Source organism: Burkholderia sp. Cy-637, assembly GCF_011753175.1.
In the GTDB taxonomy this organism is placed as follows: Bacteria; Pseudomonadota; Gammaproteobacteria; order Burkholderiales; family Burkholderiaceae; genus Burkholderia; species Burkholderia gladioli.
The window spans coordinates 36,815-62,863 of record NZ_VWWC01000007.1 but is presented as its reverse complement, the minus strand read 5'-3'; the positions used below and the strand labels follow the sequence as shown (position 1 = coordinate 62,863).

24 protein-coding genes and 1 tRNA gene are annotated in these 26,049 nt (G+C 68.0%); 9 read left to right on the top strand and 16 right to left on the bottom strand.

The genetic code is table 11. The annotated features are described in order from the left end of the window. Positions 1–11: 11 nt before the first annotated feature. On the bottom strand, positions 12–995 hold the full coding sequence (locus F3J10_RS03935) for a flavin reductase (protein ID WP_025097119.1): 984 nt from the start codon (positions 993–995) through the stop codon (positions 12–14). Between the two features lie 209 nt (positions 996–1,204). Next, on the bottom strand, positions 1,205–3,016 hold the full coding sequence (locus F3J10_RS03930; protein ID WP_025097118.1) for a helix-turn-helix domain-containing protein: 1,812 nt from the start codon (positions 3,014–3,016) through the stop codon (positions 1,205–1,207). A 143-nt stretch (positions 3,017–3,159) separates the two neighbouring features. On the opposite strand from F3J10_RS03930, the gene F3J10_RS03925 reads away from it, so the two are divergent. The 4 genes from F3J10_RS03925 to F3J10_RS03910 all read left to right on the top strand — a co-directional run bounded on the left by F3J10_RS03925 (position 3,160) and on the right by F3J10_RS03910 (position 7,648). Continuing rightward, the gene (locus F3J10_RS03925; RefSeq protein ID WP_025097117.1) at positions 3,160–3,774 is read left to right on the top strand and encodes an amino acid synthesis family protein; all 615 of its coding nucleotides are present in this window, start codon (positions 3,160–3,162) and stop codon (positions 3,772–3,774) included. Positions 3,775–3,908: 134 nt separating this feature from the next. Further along, positions 3,909–4,853 (top strand): glyoxylate/hydroxypyruvate reductase A, encoded by a 945-nt coding sequence (locus F3J10_RS03920; protein ID WP_167241110.1) that lies wholly within the window; start codon positions 3,909–3,911, stop codon positions 4,851–4,853. A gap of 136 nt (positions 4,854–4,989) precedes the next feature. Beyond that, positions 4,990–6,165: a porin gene (locus F3J10_RS03915; protein WP_167241108.1), complete on the top strand. Its 1,176-nt coding sequence runs from the start codon at positions 4,990–4,992 to the stop codon at positions 6,163–6,165. Between the two features lie 88 nt (positions 6,166–6,253). Continuing rightward, complete coding sequence (locus F3J10_RS03910) at positions 6,254–7,648, top strand: aspartate aminotransferase family protein (protein ID WP_105851073.1); 1,395 nt, start codon at positions 6,254–6,256, stop codon at positions 7,646–7,648. Positions 7,649–7,693: 45 nt separating this feature from the next. On the opposite strand, the gene F3J10_RS03905 is transcribed toward F3J10_RS03910, so the two are convergent. Then, the gene (locus tag F3J10_RS03905) at positions 7,694–8,671 is read right to left on the bottom strand and encodes a 2-keto-3-deoxygluconate permease (protein WP_013690844.1); all 978 of its coding nucleotides are present in this window, start codon (positions 8,669–8,671) and stop codon (positions 7,694–7,696) included. A 118-nt stretch (positions 8,672–8,789) separates the two neighbouring features. Further along, positions 8,790–10,316, bottom strand: a complete 1,527-nt coding sequence (locus tag F3J10_RS03900; protein ID WP_036037172.1) for an altronate dehydratase family protein — start codon at positions 10,314–10,316, stop codon at positions 8,790–8,792. A gap of 169 nt (positions 10,317–10,485) precedes the next feature. Here F3J10_RS03900 and F3J10_RS03895 point away from each other — a divergent pair, with 169 nt between their 5' ends. Continuing rightward, a complete protein-coding gene (locus F3J10_RS03895) occupies positions 10,486–11,199 on the top strand; it encodes an FCD domain-containing protein (protein ID WP_167241106.1) in 714 nt (237 codons plus the stop codon). A 121-nt stretch (positions 11,200–11,320) separates the two neighbouring features. Here the strand turns inward: F3J10_RS03895 and F3J10_RS03890 are convergent, their stop codons facing one another. The 3 genes from F3J10_RS03890 to F3J10_RS03880 all read right to left on the bottom strand — a co-directional run bounded on the left by F3J10_RS03890 (position 11,321) and on the right by F3J10_RS03880 (position 13,562). Further along, positions 11,321–11,479: a DUF3309 family protein gene (locus F3J10_RS03890; RefSeq protein ID WP_013690847.1), complete on the bottom strand. Its 159-nt coding sequence runs from the start codon at positions 11,477–11,479 to the stop codon at positions 11,321–11,323. Positions 11,480–11,837: 358 nt separating this feature from the next. Beyond that, positions 11,838–12,968, bottom strand: coding sequence for a PHB depolymerase family esterase (locus tag F3J10_RS03885; protein WP_167241104.1), 1,131 nt, complete (start codon positions 12,966–12,968; stop codon positions 11,838–11,840). A 159-nt stretch (positions 12,969–13,127) separates the two neighbouring features. Next, positions 13,128–13,562 carry a helix-turn-helix domain-containing protein gene (locus F3J10_RS03880; protein ID WP_025097102.1) on the bottom strand — a complete coding sequence of 145 codons (435 nt, stop codon included), beginning with the start codon at positions 13,560–13,562 and terminating at the stop codon, positions 13,128–13,130. Between the two features lie 106 nt (positions 13,563–13,668). On the opposite strand from F3J10_RS03880, the gene F3J10_RS03875 reads away from it, so the two are divergent. Further along, positions 13,669–14,442, top strand: coding sequence for an SDR family NAD(P)-dependent oxidoreductase (locus tag F3J10_RS03875; RefSeq protein WP_167241102.1), 774 nt, complete (start codon positions 13,669–13,671; stop codon positions 14,440–14,442). Between the two features lie 127 nt (positions 14,443–14,569). On the opposite strand, the gene F3J10_RS03870 is transcribed toward F3J10_RS03875, so the two are convergent. Next, the gene (locus F3J10_RS03870; protein WP_166911781.1) at positions 14,570–15,520 is read right to left on the bottom strand and encodes a helix-turn-helix domain-containing protein; all 951 of its coding nucleotides are present in this window, start codon (positions 15,518–15,520) and stop codon (positions 14,570–14,572) included. A gap of 102 nt (positions 15,521–15,622) precedes the next feature. On the opposite strand from F3J10_RS03870, the gene F3J10_RS03865 reads away from it, so the two are divergent. Together F3J10_RS03865 and F3J10_RS03860 are read left to right on the top strand one after the other, a co-directional pair. Continuing rightward, on the top strand, positions 15,623–15,928 hold the full coding sequence (locus F3J10_RS03865; RefSeq protein WP_025097099.1) for a DUF3817 domain-containing protein: 306 nt from the start codon (positions 15,623–15,625) through the stop codon (positions 15,926–15,928). Beyond that, positions 15,925–16,326, top strand: a complete 402-nt coding sequence (locus F3J10_RS03860) for a CopD family protein (RefSeq protein WP_240154605.1) — start codon at positions 15,925–15,927, stop codon at positions 16,324–16,326. Before F3J10_RS03865 ends, F3J10_RS03860 begins: the two co-directional genes overlap by 4 nt. Positions 16,327–16,534: 208 nt before the next feature. Here F3J10_RS03860 and F3J10_RS03850 read toward each other — a convergent pair whose 3' ends face one another. The 5 genes from F3J10_RS03850 to F3J10_RS03830 are packed head-to-tail and all read right to left on the bottom strand — an operon-like array spanning position 16,535 to position 19,929. Beyond that, positions 16,535–17,311, bottom strand: coding sequence for an amino acid ABC transporter ATP-binding protein (locus tag F3J10_RS03850; protein WP_025097097.1), 777 nt, complete (start codon positions 17,309–17,311; stop codon positions 16,535–16,537). A gap of 2 nt (positions 17,312–17,313) precedes the next feature. Next, on the bottom strand, positions 17,314–17,961 hold the full coding sequence (locus F3J10_RS03845) for an ABC transporter permease subunit (RefSeq protein ID WP_166911783.1): 648 nt from the start codon (positions 17,959–17,961) through the stop codon (positions 17,314–17,316). After that, positions 17,958–18,611, bottom strand: a complete 654-nt coding sequence (locus tag F3J10_RS03840; RefSeq protein ID WP_166911785.1) for an amino acid ABC transporter permease — start codon at positions 18,609–18,611, stop codon at positions 17,958–17,960. Before F3J10_RS03840 ends, F3J10_RS03845 begins: the two co-directional genes overlap by 4 nt. A 58-nt stretch (positions 18,612–18,669) precedes the next feature. Then, positions 18,670–19,500, bottom strand: coding sequence for a transporter substrate-binding domain-containing protein (locus F3J10_RS03835; protein WP_025097094.1), 831 nt, complete (start codon positions 19,498–19,500; stop codon positions 18,670–18,672). A gap of 15 nt (positions 19,501–19,515) precedes the next feature. Continuing rightward, on the bottom strand, positions 19,516–19,929 hold the full coding sequence (locus tag F3J10_RS03830) for a RidA family protein (protein WP_205200139.1): 414 nt from the start codon (positions 19,927–19,929) through the stop codon (positions 19,516–19,518). A 167-nt stretch (positions 19,930–20,096) separates the two neighbouring features. Between F3J10_RS03830 and F3J10_RS03825 the strand changes: the two genes are divergently transcribed. Continuing rightward, positions 20,097–21,548 (top strand): PLP-dependent aminotransferase family protein, encoded by a 1,452-nt coding sequence (locus F3J10_RS03825; RefSeq protein ID WP_240155355.1) that lies wholly within the window; start codon positions 20,097–20,099, stop codon positions 21,546–21,548. Between the two features lie 135 nt (positions 21,549–21,683). Here the strand turns inward: F3J10_RS03825 and F3J10_RS03820 are convergent, their stop codons facing one another. The 3 genes from F3J10_RS03820 to rpoD form a co-directional block, all read right to left on the bottom strand. After that, positions 21,684–23,228 carry a class I SAM-dependent methyltransferase gene (locus tag F3J10_RS03820; RefSeq protein ID WP_167241100.1) on the bottom strand — a complete coding sequence of 515 codons (1,545 nt, stop codon included), beginning with the start codon at positions 23,226–23,228 and terminating at the stop codon, positions 21,684–21,686. A 183-nt stretch (positions 23,229–23,411) separates the two neighbouring features. Then, a tRNA-Ile gene (locus tag F3J10_RS03815) sits at positions 23,412–23,487 on the bottom strand. A gap of 139 nt (positions 23,488–23,626) precedes the next feature. Further along, a complete protein-coding gene (gene rpoD, locus F3J10_RS03810; protein ID WP_080742206.1) occupies positions 23,627–26,044 on the bottom strand; it encodes an RNA polymerase sigma factor RpoD in 2,418 nt (805 codons plus the stop codon). Positions 26,045–26,049 lie beyond the last annotated feature (5 nt).

Below are 26,049 nucleotides of genomic sequence, written 5' to 3'. Positions count from 1 at the left end.
CCAGCCTGGGTTCAGGACTGCACGTGATGGCGCCACGGCTGCGCGGCGCCAACCGTCGCGACGCGGCCGCCGTCGTGCGAGCCCATGTAGATCGAATAACTGCCGCCGCCGGCCGTCTCGCGCACGAAACGGCGCAGCATCGCGCGCATCTCGACCGAGGCGATTTCGTCATAGGGAAGCGCGTCGGGGGCGAAGAAGCGGAATTCCGGCGGCAGCGCCAGCGCGCCGCGCGGCTCGGCCAGGCGGGCCCGGTAGATCAGGTAGCCGGAATCGTGGCCGTCGGTGTCGTAGACGGAATAGAGGAAGGTGTCGTCGGGCACCAGCGCCAGCGAGCCGCCGCCCGCCACCGGCAGGCGGGCGTCCACCAGCCGGCGCGGCGCGGTGGGCAGCACCCAGCCGCCCTTGCCGTCGGCCACCAGCAGCACCTCGCCCTGCGCCTCGATCAGGTAGCCGACGATCATGTCGGTGGACGACAGCCAGCCCGGCGGCAGCGGGTCCTTGACCTGCGCGTAGCGGCCGCGGCAGAAGCCCAGCGGCGCCGCGGGGCTGGTGCCGAAGGCCTGCACGCGGCCGATCAGGATCAGGTGGTCGCCGGCCTCGACGCGGTCGTGCATCGAGCAGTCGAACCAGGTCAGGCAGTCGGTCAGCACCGGCGCGCCGGTATGCACCACGTCGTGGTTGATCGCGGCGAACTTGTCGGCCGCCTTCGAGGCGAACAGGTTGGAGACGTCCACCTGGCTGTCGCTCAGCAGGTTCACCGCGAACTTGTCGGCGGCGGCGAAGGCCGGGTAGCTCGACGCGCCCGCGCCGACGCAGACCAGCAGCAGCGGCGGGTCGAGCGAGACCGAGGCGAAGGAGTTGGCCGTCATGCCGCGCGGGCGGCCCTCGGCGTCGATGGTGGTGAGCACCGTCACGCCGGTGACGAAGGTGCCGAAGGCACGGCGCAGCGCCTTCGGGTCGATGGTGGTTCGGTTATCGGATACTGCCGCTTGCATGGCCATTCACCTCGTACATCGTTGTCCTGAGGTGAATGTAGGTGGCTGAAATCGGGCTGGCTTCCTGCGGATCGAAGGAGAACCGGGGGAACCTCACCTGCTGTTCGTCGGACCGGGAAAACCACTAGTGGGGACTTCGCGGGCGAGCTGGTGACGGGGCCCGCGACGCGCGCGGGCTCCGCCGGCAGGCGCTGGCGAGGGCGTCCCGCCTAGTGCGCGCCGTGCGCCGCCGCGGCCACCGGCGGGCTGCCCTCCAGCAGGTTGTGCAGTTGCAGCGCGAGCTCGATCGCGAAGCGCCGCTCAGGCGTCTCCACGTCGATGCCGAACAGGTCCGAGATACGCGACAGCCGGTAGCGCAGCGTGGTCACGTGCAGGCCCATCGCGTCGGCGCAGGCCTGGCTGCGGCAGCCGTGGCGGATGTAGATTGCCAGCGTGTCGAGGTAGGAGGCGCGGTGGCTGGCGTCGTATTCGACGATCGGCCCGATGGTGCCGGTGATGAAGGCCCGCACGTCGGGCGAATCGGCCGCGCCCATCAGCATCGGCAGCGGCCCGAGGTCGGGCACGCTCAGCGCGCCGGTCTTGCCGAACGAGCGCGCCACGCGGATCATCCGCCAGCAGCGGTCCCATTCGTTGGCCAGCTCGGTCAGGCCCGCCACGCGGTCGCTGGCCACCAGGGTGGGCTCGCCGCCGAACAGCGGGCTCAGTGCCGCGCACAGCTGGCGCGCGAAGGCGTTGATGCTGGCCAGCGGCCGCTGGCCGTCGTCGGGCAGCAGGCAGACCAGGCCGCCGCCGACCGTCACCGGATGCGCGGCCAGCTTGTGCTGGGCCGCGATCAGGCCGGCGGTGCGATGGCATTCGGCCGAGCGGTCCAGCGCGGGGCCCTCGCGGCGCGGATAGTCGACCACCAGCAGGCGCATCGGCGCGCCCAGCGCGATGCCGAGCCGGCGCGAACGCTCGACGATATCCTGCTCGTCGCGCCAGCGCCGCTCGACGATCTCGAAGAACAGCTCGGTCAGGGTGCGCGTCTCGGCGCGAAAGCGGATCACGCTGCGCATCAGTTGCACGCTCATCGCGAACTTCGCGCTCTCGATCGCGAGCGCCTGCAGGTCGCCCTCGGCGCGCCCGCCGAAGCTCAGCAGCGCGCCCACCGTGTCGCCGTCCACCGCCAGGGGCTCCACGTCGGCCGTGAGCGGCACCCCGCCCGGCAGCTCGAAGCGCACCCGCCGCAAGGCATGGCGCGCGATCGCCTCGCGCGCGGTCTCGCGCATCTGGCGGCCGGTCTCGCCGTCGAGCAGGGCGCGCCAGGCGGCGCCGTCGAGCCCCTCGACGGGCGGGCGCGAGGCCAGCAGCTCGCCGCCGTAGAAGTCGATCACCAGCACCGGCGAGTCGAGCAGGTCGGCCAGCATGCCGGTCAGCGTGTCCATCGAGCCGCCCACCAGCACCTCCTGCAGCATCGCGCCCTGCACCGAGAGCACGCGCCGCAGCTGCTCGGCGGCGGCCTGCTGGGCGCGCTGGCGATGGGCGCGCTCGATCGCGATCGCGCCGAGGTGCACCACCAGCTCCATGAAGGCCAGGTGCTCGGGCGCCACGTCCACCACCTTGCGCGCCGACACCACCAACACCATCGGCCGCCCCTCGGCATCGCAGCTCGCCATCGGCAGCACCAGCACGGTGCGGTAGCCGCGCTCGGGCGCCTCGCGCCGGTAGCCGAGGAATTCGGTGGTCTCCAGCGCGTCGCGGATATAGACCGGCTCGTTGCGCTGCAGCGCGACCAGCGCGGGGCTGGTGGCCAGCTCCCAGCGGTCGGCCAGCGCGCGCTTGAGCAGGGTCGGGTCGCGCCGCGCGATCACCAGCGCATAACCGTGCGCGATATCCACGCTCATGATCGAGCCGAGATCCCAGGAGCCGTGATGGCAGGCCAGCTCGATCAGGCTGTGCAGCAGCGTGTCGACGTCGGCATCCGCATTGATTCGGCTGGCGACGTCGCGCAGGGACGACATGAGCGACAACGTATCCGGCATCGAGAGCTCCTGTTGGGCGTGGCTGACTATACGACTTATCGCAGTGTCAAAAAAGTCGTGCTTCCCCCGGAACGGAGGAAGACGCTCGAATTGACGCTACTTAGCATGCCTCGCATCGATCACGTCATCCGATGGGAGTGCTGATGAATACCGATTTGCAAGTGCGCAAGATCTCGACCTTCGTCGAGGAACTGATGGTCGAGGGCGGCCGCGCGGCGCCGCGCCCGATCACCACCGTGGTGGTGGCCGCCGTGCTGAAAAACCCCTGGGCCGGGCAGGGTTTCTGCGAGGACCTGCAGCCGGAGATCCGGCGCCTCGCGCCGCCGCTGGGCGCCGAGCTGACGCGCCGGCTGGTGGCGCTGATGCCGGCCGCGCGCGTGGAAGCCTATGGCAAGGCCGCCGTGGTGGGCGTGAACGGCGAGATCGAGCACGCCTCGGCGCTGATCCACACGCTGCGCTTCGGCAACCTGTTCCGCGAGGCGGTGGACGGCACCGCCTTCCTGAGCTTCACCAATACGCGGCTCGGGCCGGGCTCGATGGTCTCGCTGCCGATGATCCACAAGTCGGCCACGGGGCAACGCTCGCACTTCCTGACGGCGACATTTCAGATCGCCGACGCCCCGGGCCCCGACGAGGTGCTGGTGGCGATCGGCGCGGCCGACGGAGGGCGCGCTCATCCGCGCATCGGCGATCGCTTCATCGACATGGCCGAGATGGAGGCCCGCAAGCCGGCCGAGGCGCAGACCTGGGGCGACTGAGGCGCGGGCGCGCCCTCGCGGCGCGCCTGCTCCGAGCCCGGCGCCGCTGCTCCGCTTTTCCTCCGATTCGCAGCAAACCCCGGCGCGCCGCACGGCGCGCCCGCTCCACCGTTTCCGCCGCCACGGCACCCGCCATGAACGACATCATCATGCTGGCCACCCGGCTGCCCGCCGGGCAGGAGGCCGAGTATCGCGCCGCGCTCGCCGCGGCGATGCCGGACGAGACCGTCGTGCCGCTGCGCGAGGCCGATGCCGATGCGCGCGCCGGCGCGAGGATCGCGATCGTGGCGCGTCCCGATCCCGCCGAACTCGCCGCCCTACCCCGGCTCGCCTGGATCCAGAGCCTGTGGGCCGGCGTCGAGCAACTGGTCGAGAGCCTGCCGGCCACGGCGCCGCCCGTGGTCCGGCTGGTGGACCCGGAAATGTCGCGCACCATGGCCGAGGCGGTGCTGGCCTGGACCTACTACCTGCAACGCGAGATGCCCGCCTACCGCGGCCAGCAGCAGGCGCGCGAATGGCGGCAGCGGCCCTATCGCAAGCCCCGGGACGTACAGGTCGGTATTGTCGGCCTCGGCACGCTCGGGGCGGCCGCCGCGGCGCGCCTGCTCGAGGCAGGCTTTCGCGTGGCCGGCTGGAGCCGCTCGCCGAAGCGCATGGCCGGCGTGGACGCCCATCACGGCGCCGAGGGCCTGGCGCGGCTGCTCGGCGCGAGCGAGATCGTGGTGTGTCTCGTGCCGCTGACCGACGAGACGCGCGGCCTGTTCGACCGGCACACGCTGGCGGCCATGCGGCCCGGCGCGGCGCTGATCAACTTCTCGCGCGGCCCGGTGGTGGTCACCCCGGATCTGCTGCAAGCGCTCGATACCGGCCGGCTCTCGCATGCGGTACTCGACGTGTTCGAGGTCGAGCCGCTGCCCGAAGCCTCGCCGCTCTGGGCCCATCCCGCCGTGACGGTGCTGCCTCACATCTCGGCGCCGACCGACCTGCACACGGCGGCAGCCGTGGTCGCGGCCAACGTCGCCGCCTATCGCGCCAGCGGCCGCATCCCGGCCGGCGTCGATCTCTCGCGCGGTTACTGAGCCGGCGCGAACCCTTTCGTTTCATCCGGCCCGAGCCGCGCCATCGGTCGTCTTCGTCCGCTGGTGTGTACCCGCACGCCGGCGCAGTGCCAGCAAGGCTTCGATTCATGCAACACGACCACCACCAGGGGAAATCATGAGCAAGGCAGCAGGCTTGGAAACACGCATCGCGGCAGCGGTGGCGACGGCGCTGGCGATACTCGCCGGCAGCAGCACGGCGGCGCAGGCACAGAGCAGCGTTACGCTGTACGGCATCATCGACGAAGGGCTCAACTACACCAGCAACGCGAAGGGACACGGCACCTTCCAGATGAAGAGCGGCGACACCTTCGGCAGCCGCTGGGGCATCGCCGGCTCCGAGGACCTGGGCGGCGGCACGCGCGCGCTGTTCCGCCTCGAGAACGGCTTCGACGTGAACAGCGGCGCCTTCAAGCAGGGCGGCCGCGAGTTCGGCCGGCAGGCCTGGGTCGGCCTGCAGTCGGACCGGCTCGGCACGCTCTCGTTCGGCCGCCAGTACGACCCGACCATCGATCTCTGGAGCGGCCTGACGGGCGCGGGTGGCGTGAGCGGCGACGTCGCCTCGCATCCGTTCGACAACGACAACGCCGACTTCGATTTCCGCGTCAACAACTCGGTCAAGTACACCAGCCCGAACTTCAACGGCCTGAAGGCCGAGGCGATGTACGGCTTCAGCAACGACACCGGCTTCGCCAACAACCGGCTCTACAGCGCGGCCCTGCAATACAAGCTGGCGGGCCTGACCGCCGCGCTCGGCTACCTGAAGATCGACGCCGGCGGCTCGGCCAACGGCGCGGTGTCCACCGACACGGTGTTTACCGGCTCGTCCGAGCAGAACATCGTGGCGGGGCTGTCCTACGCGTTCGCGGCCACCAAGCTGGGCCTGTCCTACTCGCATGTCGACGTCTACGACCCGACCGCCAACGCCTATATCGCCTCGACGGCCACCCAGCCGCCGGGCGGCCGCTGGCAGTCCTGGAAGTTCGACAACTTCGAGGTCAATGCGAAGTACGCCTTCACGCCGTCGTTCTGGCTGTTCGGCGCCTATACCTTCACCGAGGCGAACCTGCATGCCAGCACCGGCGATTTCGAGCCGAAGTGGCACCAGCTCTCGCTGATGCTCGACTACGACCTGAGCAAGCGCACCTCGCTCTACATGCAGGCCGCGTACCAGCACGTGGTCAGCGCGCATACCGGCACGGCCTTCGATTTCGCCACCACGCCCGCCTCGGCCGGCGCCTCGTTGGGCGAGAACCAGACGCTGGTGCGGCTCGGCATGATCCATCGCTTCTAGACGCGCTCGCGCGTCGTTTCCGCGGCCGGTTCGCTCGATGCGCCGGCCGCGTCCCGATCCCCCGGCGGATCCCTTTTCGAGGTAGCAGATGCAGAAAGACCTTCTGGTCGACGCCGATCGTCGACACCTGATTCACCCGGCCGTGGCCTATCGCGCGCACGAGGCGCGCGGCGTGACGATCCTGGATTCGGGCCACGGCGTATGGTTGCGCGACGCCGACGGCCGCGAGCTGCTCGATGCCTTCGCCGGGCTCTGGTGCGTCAACACCGGCTACGGCCAGGCCAGCATCGTCGAGGCGGCGATGCGCCAGATGAGCCGGCTGCCCTACGCGACCGGCTATTTCCACTTCGGCTCGACGCCCGCCATCGAGCTGGCCGAGCGGCTCACCGCGCTGGCCCCGGCCTCGCTGTCGCGCATCTACTTCACGCTGGGCGGCTCCGACGCGGTCGATTCCGCGGTGCGCTTCATCACCTACTACTACAACGCGATCGGCAAGCCGGCGAAGAAGCACTTCATCGCGCTGGAACGCGGCTACCACGGCTCGTCCTCGTTCGGCGCGGGGCTCACGGCGCTGCCGGTGTTCCATCGCGGCTTCGACCTGCCGCAGGCGACCCAGCACCATATCCCCTCGCCCTATCCCTATCGCAGCGCCACGCCCGACGATCCGCGGGCGATCATCGCCGCCTCGGTCAAGGCACTCGAGGACAAGGTGGCGGAGCTTGGCGCCGAACACGTGGCCGCCTTCTTCTGCGAACCGGTGCAGGGCTCGGGCGGCGTGATCGTGCCGCCGACGGGCTGGCTGAAGGCGATGCGCGAGGCCTGCCGGCGGCTCGGCATCCTGTTCGTGGCCGACGAGGTGATCACCGGCTTCGGGCGCACCGGCCCGCTGTTCGCCTGCGAGGCCGAGCAGGTCGAGCCGGACCTGATGACGGTGGCCAAGGGCCTGACGGCCGGTTACGCGCCGATGGGCGCCGTGCTGATGGCCGAGCATGTCTACCAGGCGATCGCCGACGGCGCGCCGGCCGATGCGCCGATCGGCCATGGCCAGACCTATTCCGCGCATCCCGTCAGCGCGGCGATCGCGCTGGAGGTGCTGCGCCTCTATCACGAGGGCGGGCTGCTGGAGAACGGCCGCACGCGCGCCCTGCAGTTCGGCGCCGGGCTCGATGCCCTGCGCGAGCATCCGCTGGTGGGCGACGCGCGCCATCGCGGCCTGCTCGGCGCGCTGGAACTGGTCAGCGACAAGGCCGCGCGCACGCCCTTCGACCCCGCCGTGAAGCTGCCCACGCGCCTGTTCGACGCGGCCGGCCGCAACGGCATCGTCCTGCGCGCCTTCGGCGACGGCACGCTCGGTTTCGCGCCGGCGCTGTGCCTGAGCGAGAGCGAATGCGAGGAACTGTTGGCGCGCGTGAAGCGCGTGCTGGACGAGGTGCTCGACGAGACGGAAGTGCGCGCGGCGCTCAGAGGCCGGCTCGTGGCCTGAGCTTGCGCGCGCGCCGCATCGCCTGATCGGGGGCCGTGCCGCCGATCAGGCCTTGCTCGTAGAAGCCGCTTCGTGAAGCTCGGCATCGCGTGCGCGACGGCGCCCATGCCAGCGCGCATAGGCCGCCGCCGCCAGGGGCGCGAGCAGCGAGGTGACGATGGTCGAGGCCGCGATCTGCGGCGTGGCCATCGCCACCAGCGAGCCCAGGCGCGGGTCCACCGCCGCGATCGCGGTGGGTGTCGCCACCGCATTGCCGGCGGTGGTGGCCGCCGCCATGCCGGCCACGCCGGTGCCGCCTGCCAGCCTCGAGGCCAGCACGTTGCACACGGCGCCCGCGGCCAGCGTGATGAGCCCGAGCAGGATGCCGGACAGGCCCGCGCCGAGGATCGCGTGCAGGTTGATCTGCGCGCCGAGGCCGAAGGCGAAGAAGGGGATCAGCAGGTCGCCGCCGGACTTGAGGAAGCGCCGCATGTCCTCGTCGAGGTTGCCGAGCACCATGCCGATCACGATCGGCAGCACGGTGGCCACCAGGTCGATCACGGGGATGGTCGCCAGCCCGGACAAACCGAGCGCCACCATCGTCACGAACGGCCCTTCGAGGATCGAGAGTACCGCCAGCGCGCCGCGATCGACCTCGTCGCCGAACTGGCGCGTCACCGCCGCGTACAGGCCCATGTTGGCATTGGTCACGGCGGCGATGATCGCCATGCCCGACAGGCCGAACAGGCCTTGAGGCCCGCACAGCCGGCTCACCGCGAAGCCGATCGCCACGCCGCTGGCCAGCTTGGCGAGCGTGATCGCCGCGCCGTTGCGCAGCGCCCGGGGGGCGGTGCGCAACTGGATCTCCGCGCCCATGCAGACGAAGAACACCGCCAGGATCGGCAGGGCGCCGTGGGCGAGCTGGGTGGAGAAGCTGCCGATGGCGAGGACGTGCGGCGCGAACGTGTTGAGCACGCTGCCCCACAGAAGGGGAATCACCATCATGCCGCCGGGAAAGCGCTCGATGGCTCGTTTGATCTTCATGCCGAGTCTCCGTCCGGTGCGCGCTGCGTGGCGTCGCGTCACCGGCACTTGATTGGTATTGCGAATCGAATCGATCGCGGCGGGCCGCGTCCTCGCGCCTGGCGCCCGCCGTGCCGCCTTACATCTGCGCGCCGATCATCCAGGGCACGAATTCCTCGTTGCCCACGCCGAGCGCCTCGCTCTTGCTCTTGCCGCCCGAGGCGACCTCGATGATCATGCGGAAGATCTCCTCGCCCTTCTGCTCGACCGAGGCGCCGCCCTCCATGATCTCGCCGCAGTTGATGTCCATGTCGTCCACCATGCGCCGGTACATCGCCGAGTTGGTCGCGACCTTGATCGACGGCGCCGGCTTCGCGCCGAAGCAGGAACCGCGTCCGGTGGTGAACACCACCAGGTTGGCGCCGCTGGCGATCTGGCCGGTCGCGCCCATCGGGTCGTAGCCCGGCGCATCCATGAACACCAGCCCGTTCGTGTCGACCGGCTCGGCGTAGCGGTACACGCCCATCAGCGGCGACGACCCGCTCTTGGCCACCGCGCCGAGCGACTTCTCCAGGATCGTGGTCAGCCCGCCGGCCTTGTTGCCGGGCGTCGGATTGTTGTCGATGCTGCCTTTTTCACGCTCGGCATACGATTCCCACCAGTGGATGCGCTCGACGATCTTCTCGCCCACCTCGCGGCTGACCGCGCGACGCGTCAGCAGATGTTCGGCGCCGTAGATCTCCGGCGTCTCGGTCAGGATCGCGGTGCCGCCGTGGCTCACCAGCAGGTCCACCGCGGCGCCCAGCGCGGGGTTGGCGGTGATGCCGGAATAACCGTCGGAGCCGCCGCATTGCAGCGCCACGCTCAGGTGGGAGACCGGCAGCGGCTCGCGGCGCGCCTGGTTGGCCAGCGGCAGCATCGCCTCGACGGCGCGGATCGCGGCGTCCACCGTCTTCTGCGTGCCGCCCTCCTCCTGCATCACCAGCGGCACCAGCAGCGGCCCCGGCTCCACGCCCTCGGCGACGAACATCGCGCCCATCTGGTTGGCCTCGCAGCCCAGCCCGATGATCACCACGCCGGCAAAGTTCGGATGCCTGACGTAACCGCCGATGGTGCGCCGCAGTTGCTGGATGCCCTCGCCGTGATGATCGATGCAACAGCCGAAGCTGTGCGTGATCGGCACGATGCCGTCCACGTTCGGGTAGGCATCGAGCACGCCGGGCGCCGCGAAGTGCTGGCTCACCAGCTTGGTGACGGTGGCCGAGCAGTTGACGGTGCTGATCACGCCGATGTAGTTGCGGGTCGCCACGCGCCCGTCGGCGCGGCGAAAGCCCTGGAAATCGAGCGGCGCGGCGGCGGGCGAGACCGGGCGGAGGTCCTCGCCGAACGCGTAGTCGCGATTGAATTCGCCGATCGACAGGTTGTGCACGTGGACATGCTCGCCGGCGCGGATCGCCTGCGTGGCGAAGCCGATGATCTGGCCGTAGCGGCGCACCGGCGCGCCCTGCGCGACGTCGCGGCAGGCGATCTTGTGGGCGGGCGGAATCTCGGCGCTTGCGACAAGATCGTCGAATTCGGCGAGAATCGTTCCCGCGGCGATCGCGCCGCGCGCGATCAGCACGTCGTCCTTGTCGTGCAGCTTGATGGCGAGCGTGGGCTGGCTCATGTGATGCCTCCTGATTGTGGGGTCGAGCTGTCGGGCCGCGCCTGTCGTGTGGAACGCCGCATGCGCTGGACCGGTTGCAGGCATCATCCGGCGAAGGCCGACGGCGGCGCAAATTGGTCAGGCCACTTTTCCGGGCGGCCGGCCAGGCGGGTCAGGAGTGGAACGGGGTATGAAAAGCACGGGTGCGCTGAATCGGACTGTCCGGCAGATCGAGACCGGTATTTCGGAGGGACGATGGCTGGCCGGCGAACGCCTGCCGGCCGAACGGGCGCTGGCCGAGTCGCTCGGCGTGTCGCGCGCGACGGTGCGCGAGGCGATCGGCCGGCTGGTCAGCAAGGGCTTGCTGGAGAGCCGGCACGGCAGCGGCGTCTATCTGCTGGGGAACAAGCCGGTGGGCACGGCGGCGCCGTGGATGCAGCTGATCGCGGAAACCCCGCCGCTGCGCTCGGAAACGCTCGAATTCAGGATGGTGTTCGAATGCGCGGCGGCACGCTTCGCCGCGCAACGCGCGTCGGCGCAGCAGGTGGAGCGCTTCGAGGGGATACTCGAGCGCATGCAGGCGGCCGTGCGGCAGGCCGATGTCGACGAGGAAGCGCGCACCGATTGCGAATTCCACGCCATGCTCACGGCGGCCTCGCACAACCGCATGCTGGACCAGTTCTATGCCGGCGTGATCACCATGCTGCGCGAGCATATCGCCAGCAATACCTACGACGCGACCGTCAACAACCTCAATGCGGCGGTGCAGGCGCGCGATCGGCTGCTCCAGCACGAAACCATCTATCACGCCATTCGCGACCGCAATCCCGACGCGGCGCAGGACGCGATGTTCGCGCACATCGACTACGTGGGGCGGCAGTTCAACGTCGAGTTGGGCGAATAAGTGGTCGAATAAGCGGCCGACGCTTTCCGCGAAACGCGGCCTGCGCCCTCGGCGGGACGCGAGGCCGGTTTCACCTGCCTTCCGGCGGGAATCAGCGGAACGGATCGGCCGGCAAGCGCAGCTATATCTGCCCGAGCAGGACCAGCACGATCACGATGACCAGCACCACGCCCAGCAGGCCGCTCGGCCCGTAACCCCAGCTGCGACTGTGAGGCCAGGTGGGAATCACGCCGACCAGTATCAGCACGATGATGATCAGTAAAATCAGTCCCAGTGACATGTCGTACCTCCTTGGATTTGTATGAATGACGCCTTGTCCGGGCGAATCCCTGGCCGGAGCTCCCCTGGCCTGGGCGTCGGAATCGATGTCGCAAGGCGCGTACCCGGCCCGCCGCCCGCGCGACTTGCCGGAAACCGCGCCGTGCCGGTGGCGCTTCGCCTGGGTCGACGACATGCCGGTGACGCGCCATGGCACGGATGTCCGGGCATCCTTCATCACCGCCGGAGCAAGCGCGCTCGACCCAAGCGGCGTGCGTCGGCAAGTGCATCGCCGACGGTAAGATTTTCACGAGTTCGCATCAAGGAAAGGGAAGGCGCGGAAGACTTGCGCCTTCGAGCCGAACGGTGAACGCGGTCACTCAAGACTCGCGCCGGCGGCTCCGGAAGAATGCCCAGATCATCGCGGTGGCATCCGGGCCGCGCGCCGCGTTGAACGGCAGTCGATCGTCGCCGCCGCTCCAGGCGTGGCCGAGCCCTCGCACCATGCAGACCCGCACGATCGCGCGCCTGCCGCGCCGGTGGTCGATCACCAGGCGGTCGCCGTGCTCGGTCAGCACGCGCGTGCCGGCGATTTCCGCGCCGTGCTCGTCGATCAGGCCATTGGCCCGCAGCCACTGGCGTGCCGCCTGCTCGGCATTGATCTTCGCGACCACGCCGTCGAGTTCCCCGTGCACGATCAGCACCGGCATGCCCGGGTAGCCGGCGACCGTCACCATCGCGTCGACCAGCGAAACCGGCTCGTCGCGGCTGCCGTGCTGCATGACGCGCAAGGCATTGACCGACGAACGCGCGGCACCGACCACCGCCCCCGAATGAAGCGCGAGCGCGGCGAACAGCGACGGCTCGTGCAGGCCGAGTTGCGCGGCCAGGCTGGCGCCGGCCGACATGCCGGCCAGGTAGACCCGCCCCGCGTCGAAGCCGTGCCGCGCGATCATGGCGCGCACCAGCGAGCCCACCGCATCCGTGTCCGAACCGGGCGCCGGCGGATCGAACCAGTTCCAGCAGCGATGCGCATGCCTGCCGGTCGACTGTTCCGGCAACAGCACCGAAAAACCATGGCGATCGGCGAGGCGGTCGATGCGGGTGCCGAGCGCGAACGCCTCGGCGGTCTGCTTGCAGCCGTGCAGCATCACCACCAGCGGGCCATCGGGCTGCACGCCGGGCGGCTGGTACAGCAGGTAGCCGAGGTGATTGACCAACTGGCCCGGCGCGGGCCGTGCCGAATGGAAGGAGCGCGTCCATCTGCCGAGCCGCGACAAGCTCGGCCGGGCGCGCACGCCACGACCGGCTGCCGAGGGCTTGGCCGGCTTCGGCGAGGCCGCCGCGGTGCTGCCGGTCCCCTTGCGCGTGGCGGACGAACGCCCGGGCGGCGCGGGCTTCGAGGCCGACTTGGCGGGTTTCACCGCGCCGCCTCGCTTCGGCTTGCGCGTCGCCGGGCTCAGGAAGCTGCCGAGCAGCTTCAGCCAGGCGTGGGAAGATCGACGAGGCATGGTCGGATAAGCGTGCATCGTGGCGCCGTCAGCGCCGCGATCGCATTGGGATGAGGATGGGTTCAACCATACAGGAAGACCAGGTAACGCTGCCCGCGGCCCGGGGCGAGCACGGTATCGAGCCACCGCCGGCATCGCTCGCGCACCCAAGCGCCGCGCTCATTGCGCCGGTCGATCGTCGAAATCCCGGCGGGCCCTTTCCACCGCCTCCAGGTTGTTCGCGGCCCAGACCCATACGCCACAGAACGCGGCGCCCAGGGTGATGCCCAGGTCGGTGAGCCGGTACTCCACCTTGGGCGGCACGACCGGATACACGGTGCGTACCACCAAGCCATCGCGCTCCATCGCGCGCAAGGTCTGCGTCAGCATCTTCTGGCTGATGCCCTCGACCTGTTCGGCGAGACGGCTGAAACGCAGCGGCGATTGCTCCGTGAGCACGTCGAGGATCAGCATCGTCCACTTGTCGGCGACACGACCGATCAGTTCCCTGACGAGGGAAGCGATCCGCGGATCGATATCGATCGGCGGCGTGAGGCTCGCGTAGTACTGCGCGGCCGCGATCTGCTCCTTGGTGAATTCGGGGATTCGTTTCATCGCCACACTCTCCGCTGGGTAAGTATATGACTTTCAGGTGCCTTCTTCCCTTCGGGAAGCATGCCCGCCAGACTACGCTCATGCTCAACCTGGCGGGAGCCAAACCATGAAAATGATCGGAAGAACCGTGTTGATCACGGGCGGAACCAGCGGCATCGGCCTCGAACTGGCGAAGCAACTCACCACGCGCGGCAATCGCGTGATCGTCACGGGACGCAGGGCCGACAGGCTGGAAGCCGCGCGGCAGGCCGTGCCGGGCCTGCACACGTTCGAGAGCGACGTGCGCGATCCGGCGAGCATCGAGGCGCTCTACCAAGCCGTGTCCGACAGGTTTCCCTCGCTAGACACGCTGGTGAACAACGCGGGCGTGATGCGCAACATCAAGCTGGACCAGTCGTATCGGCTGGATGACCTGACCGCCGAGATCGACGGGAACCTGAAGGGATCGATCTGGATGGTCCAGGCCTTCCTCCCCTTGCTGCTGCGCCGGCAAGGCAGCCTGATCGTGAACGTGTCCTCAGGCCTGGCCTTCGTGCCGTTTCCAGCCGCGCCGATCTACAGCGCGTCGAAGGCCGCGATGCATGCCTATACGCAGTGCCTGAGGGCGCAACTGGACGGCAAGGCGGTATCGATCGTCGAGCTGGCGCCGCCCGCCACCGAGACGCCGCTGTTTCGCGACGAGTTCGCCGAACAGATGCAGGGAGAAAGCGCCATGAACGTGAGCGTGCTGGTGAAGCACGCCATCGCCGGCATCGAGGCCGGGAAGCCGGAGATTCGCCCCGGGCTGAGCAACGTGCTGAAAATCGCCAGCCGCGTGGCGCCGAGTTTCATGCTCCGGCAGATGGTGAAGCTCGGGCGGCCGAAAACATCCGGTGCATGAACTTCCCGACAAGGGCGTGCCGATCGGAAAACTCAACGACCTCGGGCTGCAGTGAATGCCGCGGCGGGGATAAGCGCCGGATAGCGACGCGTTGCGAATCCGCTCCGCGAAACACAACTGCCTCGCGCTAACCGTCGGAAAGCACCGCCGCGAAACGCTTCCGATATTGCCCCGGTGCCGTTCCGACGATACGGCGGAAGTGCTCGCGCAACGAGGTCGCGGATCCGAAGCCGGCCTCCTGCGCGATCTGCTCGATCGATAAGGCCGTCGTCTCCAACAGCGCCTGCGCGCATCGCACGCGCTCGGCGAGCAGCCATTGCAGCGGCGGCATACCGGTTTCCGTAACGAATCGCCGAGTGAGAGTTCGGGTGCTCGTGTGCGCCCGATGCGCGATGGCTTCGAGCGTCAGCGGCACCTTCAACTGCAGCTGCATCCATTGCAGCAGCGGCTGCAAGGAGGACGACGCGGGCGCGGCGTCGTAGCGAATGAACTGCGCCTGTCCGCCATCGCGGGCAAGCGGCACCACGGCGAGGCGAGCCGCGTCGGCGGCCGCCGACGCGCCATAGTCGCGACGGATCAGATGCAGGCACAGATCGATTCCCGCCGCCGCGCCGGCCGAGGTCAGAATGTTCCCCTCGTCGACAAACAGCACCGCCGGATCGACCTCGATTGCCGGATAGCGCCGGGCGAGCTCGGTCGCCGCCAGCCAGTGGGTCGTCGCCCGCCGGCCGTCCAGCAAGCCCGCAGCGGCGAGCACAAAGGCGCCGGAACAGATCGACGCGATCCGCGCGCCACGGGCGGCGGCGTCGCGCAAGGCCGCCAGCATCTTGGGCGACAAGGGCAGGCGCGGATCCGCGACGCCCGGCACCACGATCGTGTCCGCCTGCGCCAGGAAATCAAGTCCTCGTTCGATCTGTGCAACGAAGAAATCACTCCTCACCCGTCGCGTCTCGCCGCACAGCGTCACCCGGTACGGCTGTTCGACGCCCGCGACGTGGGCTCGCGAAAACATTTCACCGGGGATCGCCATGTCGAAGCTGACAAAGCCAGGCAGCAGCAGAACCGCAATGGTATGCATGAGTTGGGGTGGCCGGAATCCGTCGAATAATGGCATTTTAGCCAATGGTGCCCGTCGGTGCGGAAAGGGACAATGCAGTCCGATCCCATCGCCGAGTCAAGCATGAACAGCACCGTTGCCAATCCAACACGCAGTCTCCGCATCATGGCAGCGGTCGAGGCCAGCAGCCTCGTGCTGCTGGTATGCGTAGCCGTGCCGCTCAAGCACCTCGGCGGCATGCCGATGGCTGTCCAGTGGCTGGGGCCGCTGCACGGCGCGGTGTTCGTCCTGTATTGCTGGATGGTCGTCAGGCTGGCGTCGAGCCAGGGGTGGAAGGCCGCCGAGGTGATCCGGCTGGTATTGGCTGCAATGGTGCCGTTCGTTGGCTTTACGAGCGTGGCGTGGCTCGCTCGCAAGCAGGTTTCATGATGATCTATCTGTTGATCAAGGCGCTCCACGTCGCGTCGGTGATGACCTTCGTGGCCGGAACGCTGATTCTCGCCATGTGCATCTCGATCGATAATCTCGTGGTCCTGCGCGCCATGCGCCGCTGGAATTCCAGCGTAACGACACCGGCGCTCACCCTGGTCTGGATCACGGGCCCGTCGATCGCCGTGATGGGACATTGGTTCGGCGCGGTGTGGCTGAGCGTCAAGCTGGTGCTGGTGGTCGGATTGTCGATACTGCACGGCGTGCTGAGCGGCTCGCTGCAACGCGCGCAGCACCAGGGCCGGCTATGCCATTCATCCATGTTTCGGTTTCTCGCGCCTGCCACCTTGGCGCTGGCGCTCGTGATCGTCGGTTTGGCGGTAATGAAATCCGCCTAGCGGCATCGAGGCTACAGGAGGCAATCCGAGCTGGCGCGCGACAACCGATGGTCGTGCTGCATGCCCGCTTCGAGCCGATGTCGCAGATCACCCAGGCGTTCGCGCAGACACTGGGCGAACTCGACATCAATGCGTTGCGCCGGCCGTGCGGCAGCGCGGCGGCCTGATCGCCCATGCCGCCACGAACGGGAAATCGTGGCGCGAACGATCAGGCCGTATACCGTGCCAAAAATTTCCTGGCACGCTCGGTGCTCGGCTGCTGGAAAAAAACCTCGGGCGAGCCGGTTTCCACCAGCTTGCCGCCATCCAGGAACACCACCTGGTCCGACACTTCGCGCGCGAAGCCCATCTCGTGGGTGACCACCAGCATGGTCATGCCTCGCCCGGCCAGCGCCCGCATCACGCCGAGCACCTCGCCGACCATCTCGGGATCGAGCGCGCTGGTGGGCTCGTCGAACAGCAGCACGTCGGGACGGATCGCCAGCGCGCGCGTGATCGCCACGCGCTGCTTCTGGCCGCCGGACAGACGATGCGGATAGGTATCGGCCTTGTCGGCCAATCCCACCTGCTCCAGCAAGGCCATCGCCTCGCCGCGCACCTCGGCGGCGGCGCGCCCATGCACATGGAGCGGCGCGGCCATCACGTTCTGCAGCACCGTCATGTGCGGCCAGAGCGCGAAATTCTGGAACACGGTGCCGATCCGGCCGCGCGCGGCGGCCAGTTGCGCGCGCGACATCGGCCTCGCCGCGGCGCCCTCGCCGATGCGGCCGATCGGCTGGCCGCCGAGCTCGATGGTCCCCCTGCCCGGCACCTCCAGCCAGTTGATACAGCGCAGCAGCGTCGACTTGCCCGAGCCGCTCGGGCCGAGCAGGCAGGTGGTCGTACCCTGCGGCACGTCGAAACTGATGTCGCGCAGGATCTCGACGCCGTCGTAGTCCTTGCACAGCCCGCGCACGCTGATCGCCGCGGATGCGGTTGCTTTCATGTTCACCTCGAAGGGGAGCGGCCGAGCCGGCCGATCGTCCAGTCGGTCAGCAGCGACATCAGCCAGTACAGCAGCATCGCCAGCAGAAACGGGGCGAATGGCGAGAAATAGTTGGTGCTGACGAAATTCGCCGCGAAGGTCAGTTCCTCGACGGTGATGATCATCAACAGCGCGCTGTCCTTGATGATCATCACGGCCTGGTTGACGAGCACGGGCGCGGCCGCCGCCAGCAACTGCGGAAACACGATGCGCCGGTACAGCGCCAGGCGCGTGAAGCCGAACGCGTCGGCCGCCGTCAGCGTGTCCTGCGCCAGCGACAGGCCCGCCGCGCGCAGGATCTCGACGAAATAGGCGGCGTGGTAGATCGCCAGCGAGCTCAGGCCGGCGCCGAGCGCGTTGAAGCGCAGCCCGACGGCCGGCAGGCCGTAATAGACCACGTAGGCGAACAACAGGAACGGCACGCAGCGCATCAGGTCCGCCAGCAGGCGCACGACGCGCGCCACGGGCCGCGGCCCCTCGCGCAACAGCACGTAGCCGAGCATGGCCAGCGGCAGGCTGACGGCGAGGCACAGGGCCACCAGCACCACCGACGTGGCGGCGCCCGAGGCCAGGACCTCGCGCGAAGCCCAGAGCGAAGTCAGGCTGTTCATGAGGACAGGTATCCGTAACGCTGGGCGGCGCGCCGTTCCAGCAGGCGTTGCCCCTGTACCCCGAGCGCGATGATCAGCGTGTAGAGCACGGTGGCGGCCAGGAACGGCGGCAGCGGGTCGTAGGTATCGGCGCCGATGCGGCCCGCCGCGCGCGTGATGTCGACGATGCCGATCACCGAGGCCGCCGGCGTGATCTTGAGCAGCAGCGTGATTTCGCTGACGAGCGGCCCGAGGCTGGCGCGCCAGAGCTGCGGCAGCACGATGCGAACCAGGGTCTGCCATCCCGAGAAACCGAACGCCGTGCCCGCCTCGAGCTGGTCGACCGGCAAGGCGAGCAATGCCGCGCGCCAGATCTCGCAGTTGAAGGCCGTCGTGTTCAGGCTCAGCGCCAGCGCGGCCGCGGCCATCGGCGGCAGGTCCAGGCCGGCGGCCGGCATCACGAAGAACACCAGCAGGCACAGCGTCACGACCGGCGTGGGTCGCATCACGCTGACATAGGCGGCGATCGCGCGACCGAGCACCGGTACCCGGCGCCAGCGGGCCAGCGCCAGCAGCAGGCCCAGCGGGATGCCGACCGCGACGGCGCACAGCGCCAGCAGCAGTGAGACGCCCGCGCCCTGCAGCAAGGCCAGATAAGAGCTTGTGGTCATGGTGAAGATCGGCCGCGCGACGGATGAGGGCCGCGCGGCGCGTCCGGTGAGGTTCGCTTCAGTTGCCGCTCAATGCCGACAGCGGCATCGATTCGAAGGTGGTGCCGAGCCACTTGCGCTGCAGCGCGTAGAGCGAGCCGTCCGCGCGCGTGCTGGCGAGGAAGCTGTTCAGGTAGCGCAGCAGTGTCGTGTTGCCCTTGGCCACGGCCCAGGCCGCGTAGGTCGGGGCGCCGACCGCGGTGCCCATGCGGAACCGGTCCGGATGCTCGTGGACCAGGCTGGTGAGATTGACCACGCCGTTGATCACGTAGTCGAGCCGGCCGTTCGACAGATCCTGGTACGCCTCGGGAAACGACGCGTACTGCACCACCTTGCCCACTTGCCCGCCATGCGCGGCCAGGGTCTTGCCGAGATCGGCGAGCGCGGCATACGAGCCGCCGCCGGCCTGTACGCCGACCACCTTGCCCGCCAGGTCGGCCACCGACTTGATGCGCGTTTCACCGTTGCGGACTACGTAGTACTGGGTCGCATCGGCCACCGGCATGGTGAAATCGAGCGTCTTCGCGCGCTCCGGCGTGACCACCACCGAGGTCAGCGCCACGTCGTACTTGCCGGTGGTCACGCCCGGCAGCAGCCCCGACCACGGAATGATGTTCTGCTCGATCCTGAAGCCCGAACGCTTGCGCAACTGCTCGAGCAGCGCATTGTCGAGGCCGGCGGGCTTGCCGTCCTGGATGAATTCGAAGGGACGGAAGTCGTCCTCGGTCGCGACCGTCATCACGCCCTTGGCCTGGACCTGCTCCAGCGTCAGCGCGCTGGCGGCATCGGCGCAGGCGGCGAACACCACGCAGGAGGCGACGGCGTTGACAAACCAGTTCTTCAGCAACATGACAATCTCCTTGAATCAGCGAGTGGTGTCCGCGCGGCGGCGGGCGATGAAATCGATCTCGACGAGGGCGTCGTAAGCCAGCCCGGTCACGCCCACGCAGGTGCGCGCGGGCAGGCGGCCGGGCTCGAAAAAGCTCTGGTAGGTGGCGTTGAAGGCGGCGTAGTCCTCGCCGAAACGCGTCAGGTAGGCGCGCGCGACCACCACGTCGCCGAAGTCGAGGCCGAGCCCCGCGAGCACCGTCCGCAGGTTGGCCATGACATTGGCCGTCTGGGCCACGATGCCCTCGGGCAGCAGGCCGGGCGTGGCCGGGCTGTCGGGCATCTGCCCCGTCACGAACACGAAGCCGTCGGCTTCCGTCGCGTGGCTGAAGGGGGCAACCGGCGTGGGCCCGCCGGGGATCATGTGAAAGGCGATGGGGGACGGCGACATGGGCTTGCTCCAGAGTGACGATGCCCCTGCTTTGCAAACCCTGTGCCAGGATTTTTTTCGGGACAAATTGTCCTATTTTTCTCCGTTATACTCGGGCAAATTGTCTCTATCACGCCTTTGGTGCAGCCACAAATTGGTGCAATCCAGGCATCGAAGCGGGGATTTCCATGAAAGACCAGGACAATAATCCATACAATCCGAATCGCCCCGCCGGCGCGGTCAAGCCTCCCTGGCTGGTGGCCATCGAGATCTCGCGCGGCCCGCGTTACCTGGCGATCGCGAACGGCGTGAAGGCGGCCCTGGTCAACGGCACGCTGAAGGTCGGCGACCGCCTGCCGCCGCAGCGCGAGCTGGCCCGGCTGCTGCAGTTGAACCTCGGCACGGTGACCCGCGCCTTCGACGAATTGCGCAGCATGGGCCTGATCCAGGGTACCGTCGGGCGCGGCACCTATCTCACGCTGCCGGCCTCGACGGACAGCCCCGCCTCGCTGTGGGATCACTCGCAGCCGCAAGGTTTCATCGATCTCTCGCACAACTTCCCCGAGCACGCGCCGGGCATGGCCGGCGCGCATGCGCTGCTGGGGACGCAACTGCGCGTGGAAGATGCCGCGCGCCTGCTCGCCACGCAGGTGGACGCCGGCCATGTCGCGCACCGCGCCGCCGCGGCACGCTGGCTCGACAGTCGCGGCGTGCCGGCCATGGCGGACCATCTGGTCGTGACCTGCGGGGCCCAGCATGGCCTGTTGCTCGCGCTCGGCGCGCTGACGCGGCCGGGCGACATCGTGCTGACCGAGGAGTTGACCTATTACGGCCTGAAGTCGGCCGCCGCGATGATGGGGCGTTCGCTGGTGGGCGTGCGCATGGATGCCGAAGGCCTGCTGCCGGAAGCGCTCGACATGGCTTGCCAACGCTCGGGCGCGAAGGTGCTGTTCTGCTGCCCCACCCTCCACAACCCCACCACCGCCACCATGAGCGCCGCGCGCCGGCGCGAGATCGTCGAGGTCTGCCGGCGCCGCGATCTCCTGATCGTTGAAGACGACGTCTATGGCTGGATGCCCGAGGAAGCGCTGCCCTGCCTGGCGATTCTGGCGCCGGAGCGCACCACCTACGTGACAGGCCTGTCGAAGCTGGTCGGGCCGGGCTTGCGCATCGGTTTCGTCGTCACGCCGCCGCAGCATGTCCACGCGCTGGGCGTCGCGTTGCGTGCCACCACCCTGATGGCATCGCCGCTCAACGCGGCGATGGCGACCAGCGTATTGGAATCCGGCGAGATGACCCACATCGTCGAGACGATCCGGGAAGAAACCCGGGCGCGACAGGCACTGGTCGCGGCGAGCCTGCCGGCATCGGCGATCGTGACGCGCCCGGGCGCGTTCTATTTCGGACTGCGTACCGGCAACCACCAGACCGGGCAGGGTTTCGCCCGCGCCGCGGAGGCAGCCGGAATCGGCGTCACGCCCTACGATCTTTTCGAGGCCACGCCCCTGACCGGCGGCACCCTGGTACGCGTCTGCCACAACGCGGCCCCCGATCGCGACAGCCTGCGCCGGGCCCTGGCGGGACTGGCGCGGATGCTCGACCAGCCGGTCGCGGCGCCCCCGTTCAGGCAGGGGATCTGAGGGCCGCAAGAAACAGGCGTCATGCGAAGCGGCGGCAAGCCATGCGCTCGCTCGCGGTTCGCGCGGACCCGAGCAAGTGCAAGGAGGCCGCCATTACGCAACGCCAGTCATTGGCAAGCGCCGGCGCTCTCCGCCTCAACCGATACCGAGCGCCTGCAACACTGGCAGATGAAGCTCGGCGAAGCGCCTGGCCTGCGCCACCCGTTCCGCCAACGAAACCGCCGTATCCACGGGTGGCGCCGCGATATTCAGCACGCCTTCGGCGAATTCGGCCCACTGCACCGGGTCCTGTTTGTCCTGCCGCCGCGCCAGCAGGAACAATTGTGCAACGCGCGGCATCAGCACCCCCGAGCCCGACACCGGGCTCGCCAGGAATCCCACCTCGTCGCTCGTGCGCGCCGCTTCGCAGATCGCCATATTCAGGCGTTCCGCACCTGCGCGAGCACGGTCGATTTGTTCGTCATCCTGTGCATTGAGCAGCGCTCCCGTACCGATCAGCAGTGTGACGGCCTTGACGATCCGCTCGAGCGTGATGCCGCGTGCGCGAAGTGCCTGCTCGATATCGCCAAGCGCGGTGGGTCGATGCTCGGCCAGCAGGTCGAGCATCGGGCCGTACAGGGCTTCGGGCAAGGCCGCCTCGCCCAAGGTGCCGCGTACCTTCAGGATCACCGAGGCACGTGGCAAGGCCAGTACCACGCGATGTGCGCGCAAGGCGGCATCGCGCGCCGCGTCGTCGAGCCGGCGCGGCGCCTTGATCCAGTAGTCGCGCCGCAGCGACCGGTTGAGGCAGATATCGCGCACGGTCTCGCGCAGGCCCATGTCGGCGATTTGCGCCAGCATCGCGCGTTGCGCCGCGTCGAGATGGATCTCCTCCGCCCGGTCGCGGTAGTCGGCGGAGCCGGCATAGGTCAGCCCGGCATCCGCCAGCGACGCATGGACCTCCTGGAACAACATCGCGCGCCAGTCACGATTGAAATACTCGTGCGCCAGATAGCGCGGATCCGCCCGCGACAGGGCCTCGACGCGTTCGGCCAGCAGCGGGTTCACCACGGCGTAACCGGGCTGGGTCGCAAATACGCCGCGAACAAAATCGATCGCGGCCTTCACGCGCATGGTGATCGCCTGCTCGGTGGGCACGGCCTCGCCGGCCTTGACGGCATCGGCCGCGGCGTTGAAATGGAAATGCCGGTACAGCAACTCGCGCACCGGCAGCATCGGTGTCCAGCCCGGCTGGGTGTTGTAGCTGAGATAGAGCACACCGCCCGGTTTCAGCTTGCGAGCGATGAACTCGCCGATCAGAGCGCGACTCTCCTCGGAAACCCAGCTCCAGATGCCGTGCATGCCGATGAAATCGAAATCGGGCAGGTCGTCGCGCAGGCAGAACGTCGAAAAACTCTCGCCGGACAGGCTCGCCTGCGATCCGGCATGCTGCGCGAGCCGTTGCGCGAAACCGGCGTGGGCCGCGTTGAAGTCGGTGCCATGCCAGCGCGTGGTGGAGCCGGCCGCATGAATGTTGACGCTGACGCCGTAGCCGAATCCGAGCTCGCAGGCGGTCTCGACGGCAGGTACCGCGAACCCCGCCTGTAGCAAGGGAAGCTTCAGCCGCAGCGGGTTCAGTTCGTCGCAATAGCCGAACGTGTAGGCCACCTCGTCCACGCTGCCCACATTCCAGTTGTTCATCTGCCGTTTTTCCAGGGGTTTGCGGTTAGGGACGACGATGCCTCTTTCACGCCACGCGAGCCTTGAGACCAGCTGCCTGGAGCTGCCCATGCATTTTGCAGCATCTCTTTTAGCAAGCGATACCCGTCCAGCCTCCCCTGCAAGGGATGCACAGACTCAGGCAGACATGCTCGGAGGGAAGTGTGGTGGGCCCGGCGGGGTTCGAACCCGCGACCAATCGATTATGAGTCGACTGCTCTAACCGCTGAGCTACAGGCCCTGATCTGACGCAGTGGGAAGACTGCATTGACGCGCGCCCCGGCAGACTGCACTCGGGGACGGCATTGTACCGAACAATTGGGGAGAGAAGAACCGCCGCCGACCTTCACGGCCGGCGGCGGCCACATGCTTGATGCCGATCAGTTCCCTTCCAGGAACGACTTCAGCTTGTCCGAACGGCTCGGGTGACGCAGCTTGCGCAGCGCCTTGGCCTCGATCTGGCGGATCCGCTCACGCGTGACGTCGAACTGCTTGCCGACTTCTTCCAGCGTGTGATCGGTGCTCATCTCGATACCGAAACGCATCCGCAGCACCTTGGCCTCGCGCGGCGTCAGCGAATCGAGCACGTCCTTGACGACGTCGCGCATGCTGGCATGCAGCGCGGCATCGGCCGGGGCGACCGTGTTCGAATCCTCGATGAAGTCGCCGAGATGGGAATCGTCGTCGTCGCCGATCGGCGTTTCCATCGAGATCGGTTCCTTCGCGATCTTCATGATCTTGCGGATCTTGTCTTCCGGCATCTCCATCTTCTCGGCCAGGGTTGCCGGATCCGGCTCGAGGCCGGTTTCCTGCAGGATCTGGCGCGAGATCCGGTTCATCTTGTTGATCGTCTCGATCATGTGAACCGGAATCCGGATGGTACGTGCCTGGTCCGCGATCGAACGCGTGATCGCCTGGCGGATCCACCACGTCGCGTAGGTCGAGAACTTGTAGCCGCGACGGTATTCGAACTTGTCCACCGCCTTCATCAGGCCGATGTTGCCTTCCTGGATCAGGTCGAGGAACTGCAGGCCGCGGTTGGTGTACTTCTTCGCGATCGAGATCACCAGGCGCAGGTTGGCCTCGGTCATTTCACGCTTGGCCTGGCGCGCCTTCAGTTCGCCCGCCGCCATCTGGCGGTTGGTTTCCTTGAGGTCCTTGAGCGGCAGCACCACGCGCGCCTGCAGATCCAGCAGACGCTGTTGCTGCTCGTGGATCGCCGGCACGTTGCGCTGCAGGATGGCGCTGTACGAATGGCTTTCCGTGGCGATCTTCTCGGCCCAGGCCAGATCCGTTTCGCTGCCCGGGAAGCGCGAGATGAATTCCGAACGCGGCATGCCGCACTTGTCGACCACGATGTGCAGGATCTGGCGCTCGACCTGACGCACCTCGTCGACCTGGGCACGCAGCGTGTCGCACAGACGCTCGACGGTACGCGCCGTGAAACGGATCGACATCAGCTCGTTCTGGATCGTTTCCTGCGCCTTCAGGTAGGACTTCGACTTGTAGCCTTCCTTCTCGAAAGCGCGACGCATCTTGTCGAACCATTCGCTGATCAGGGCGAACTTCTCGAGCGAGGTGCGCTTGAGCGCTTCGAGCTGGGCGGCGTTGGCGGTGGCCTGCGCGGCACCGTCGTCGTCCTCTTCCTCTTCGTCCTCGCCGGCTTCCTCCTCGTCCTCGTCCGCCTGCTCGGCTTCTTCCGCTTCCTTCGCGTTGAAACCGTCGGCGTCCTCGGCGTTCGGATCGTTCAGGCCGTCGACCAGCTCGTCGATGCGGATTTCGTCGTTCGCGACGCGCTCGGCCATCGCCAGGATGTCGGCGATCGTGGTCGGGCATGCCGAGATGGCCATCACCATGTGGCGCAGGCCGTCCTCGATGCGCTTCGCGATCTCGATTTCGCCTTCACGCGTGAGCAGCTCCACCGTGCCCATCTCGCGCATGTACATGCGGACCGGATCGGTGGTGCGGCCGAATTCGGAATCGACCGTCGACAGCGCGACTTCGGCTTCCTCCTCGACCTCGTCGTCCGACGACGCGGCGGGCGCGTTGTCGTTCAACAGCAGCGTCTCGGCGTCCGGCGCCTGCTCGTAGACCGCCACGCCCATGTCGTTGAACGTGCCGATGATGCCTTCGAGCGCTTCCGTTTCCGTGAAGTTGTCGGGAAGGTGATCGTTGATTTCCGCGTACGTCAGGAAGCCGCGATCCTTGCCCAGCTTGATGAGCGCGCGCAGCTTGACGCGCCGCTCCTCGAGCTCCTCGGCCGTGCCGGGCTGGCTCGTCGCGAACGCTTCCTTCAGCAGCAGCTTTTCCTTCGCGCGACGATCCCGCGCCTTGGTTTTTTCCTTGCCCGCTGCAGCGGCGGGCTGCTCGTCGCTCTGGGTTGCGTCGTCATCGACGGATACTTCGTTCAGCTTTTTCGTCATGGAGTTCGCCGTACCGGCTAAATCGACTCGCGGCTGCTGGACAACAGCCTCTTGAACCGTGGATGCTTGAGTAGTGCGTACTGCCGTTTCGTCCGCGGCGGCAGCCGCTGCCCTTGCGCTATTCGCACTTGCCCGCTTCGCCGACGGCTTGGCCGCCGTACGCGATTCGGACTTCGCGACGGCCCGTGATGCGCGAACCGTCGGTGCCGGCGCAGCCTTGGCGGTGCCGGCAGCAGTGCGTTTCCTGCCAACTGGCGACGCGCCGGACAACGACTTCGCGGAAGATGAAGATGCAGTGCTGGCCTTCGTGACCTTGCCGGTCGGCTCGTCGGAGCCCTTGCCTACTGATCTTTTCCCGCCTGTCGTCTTTGCCATTGCGA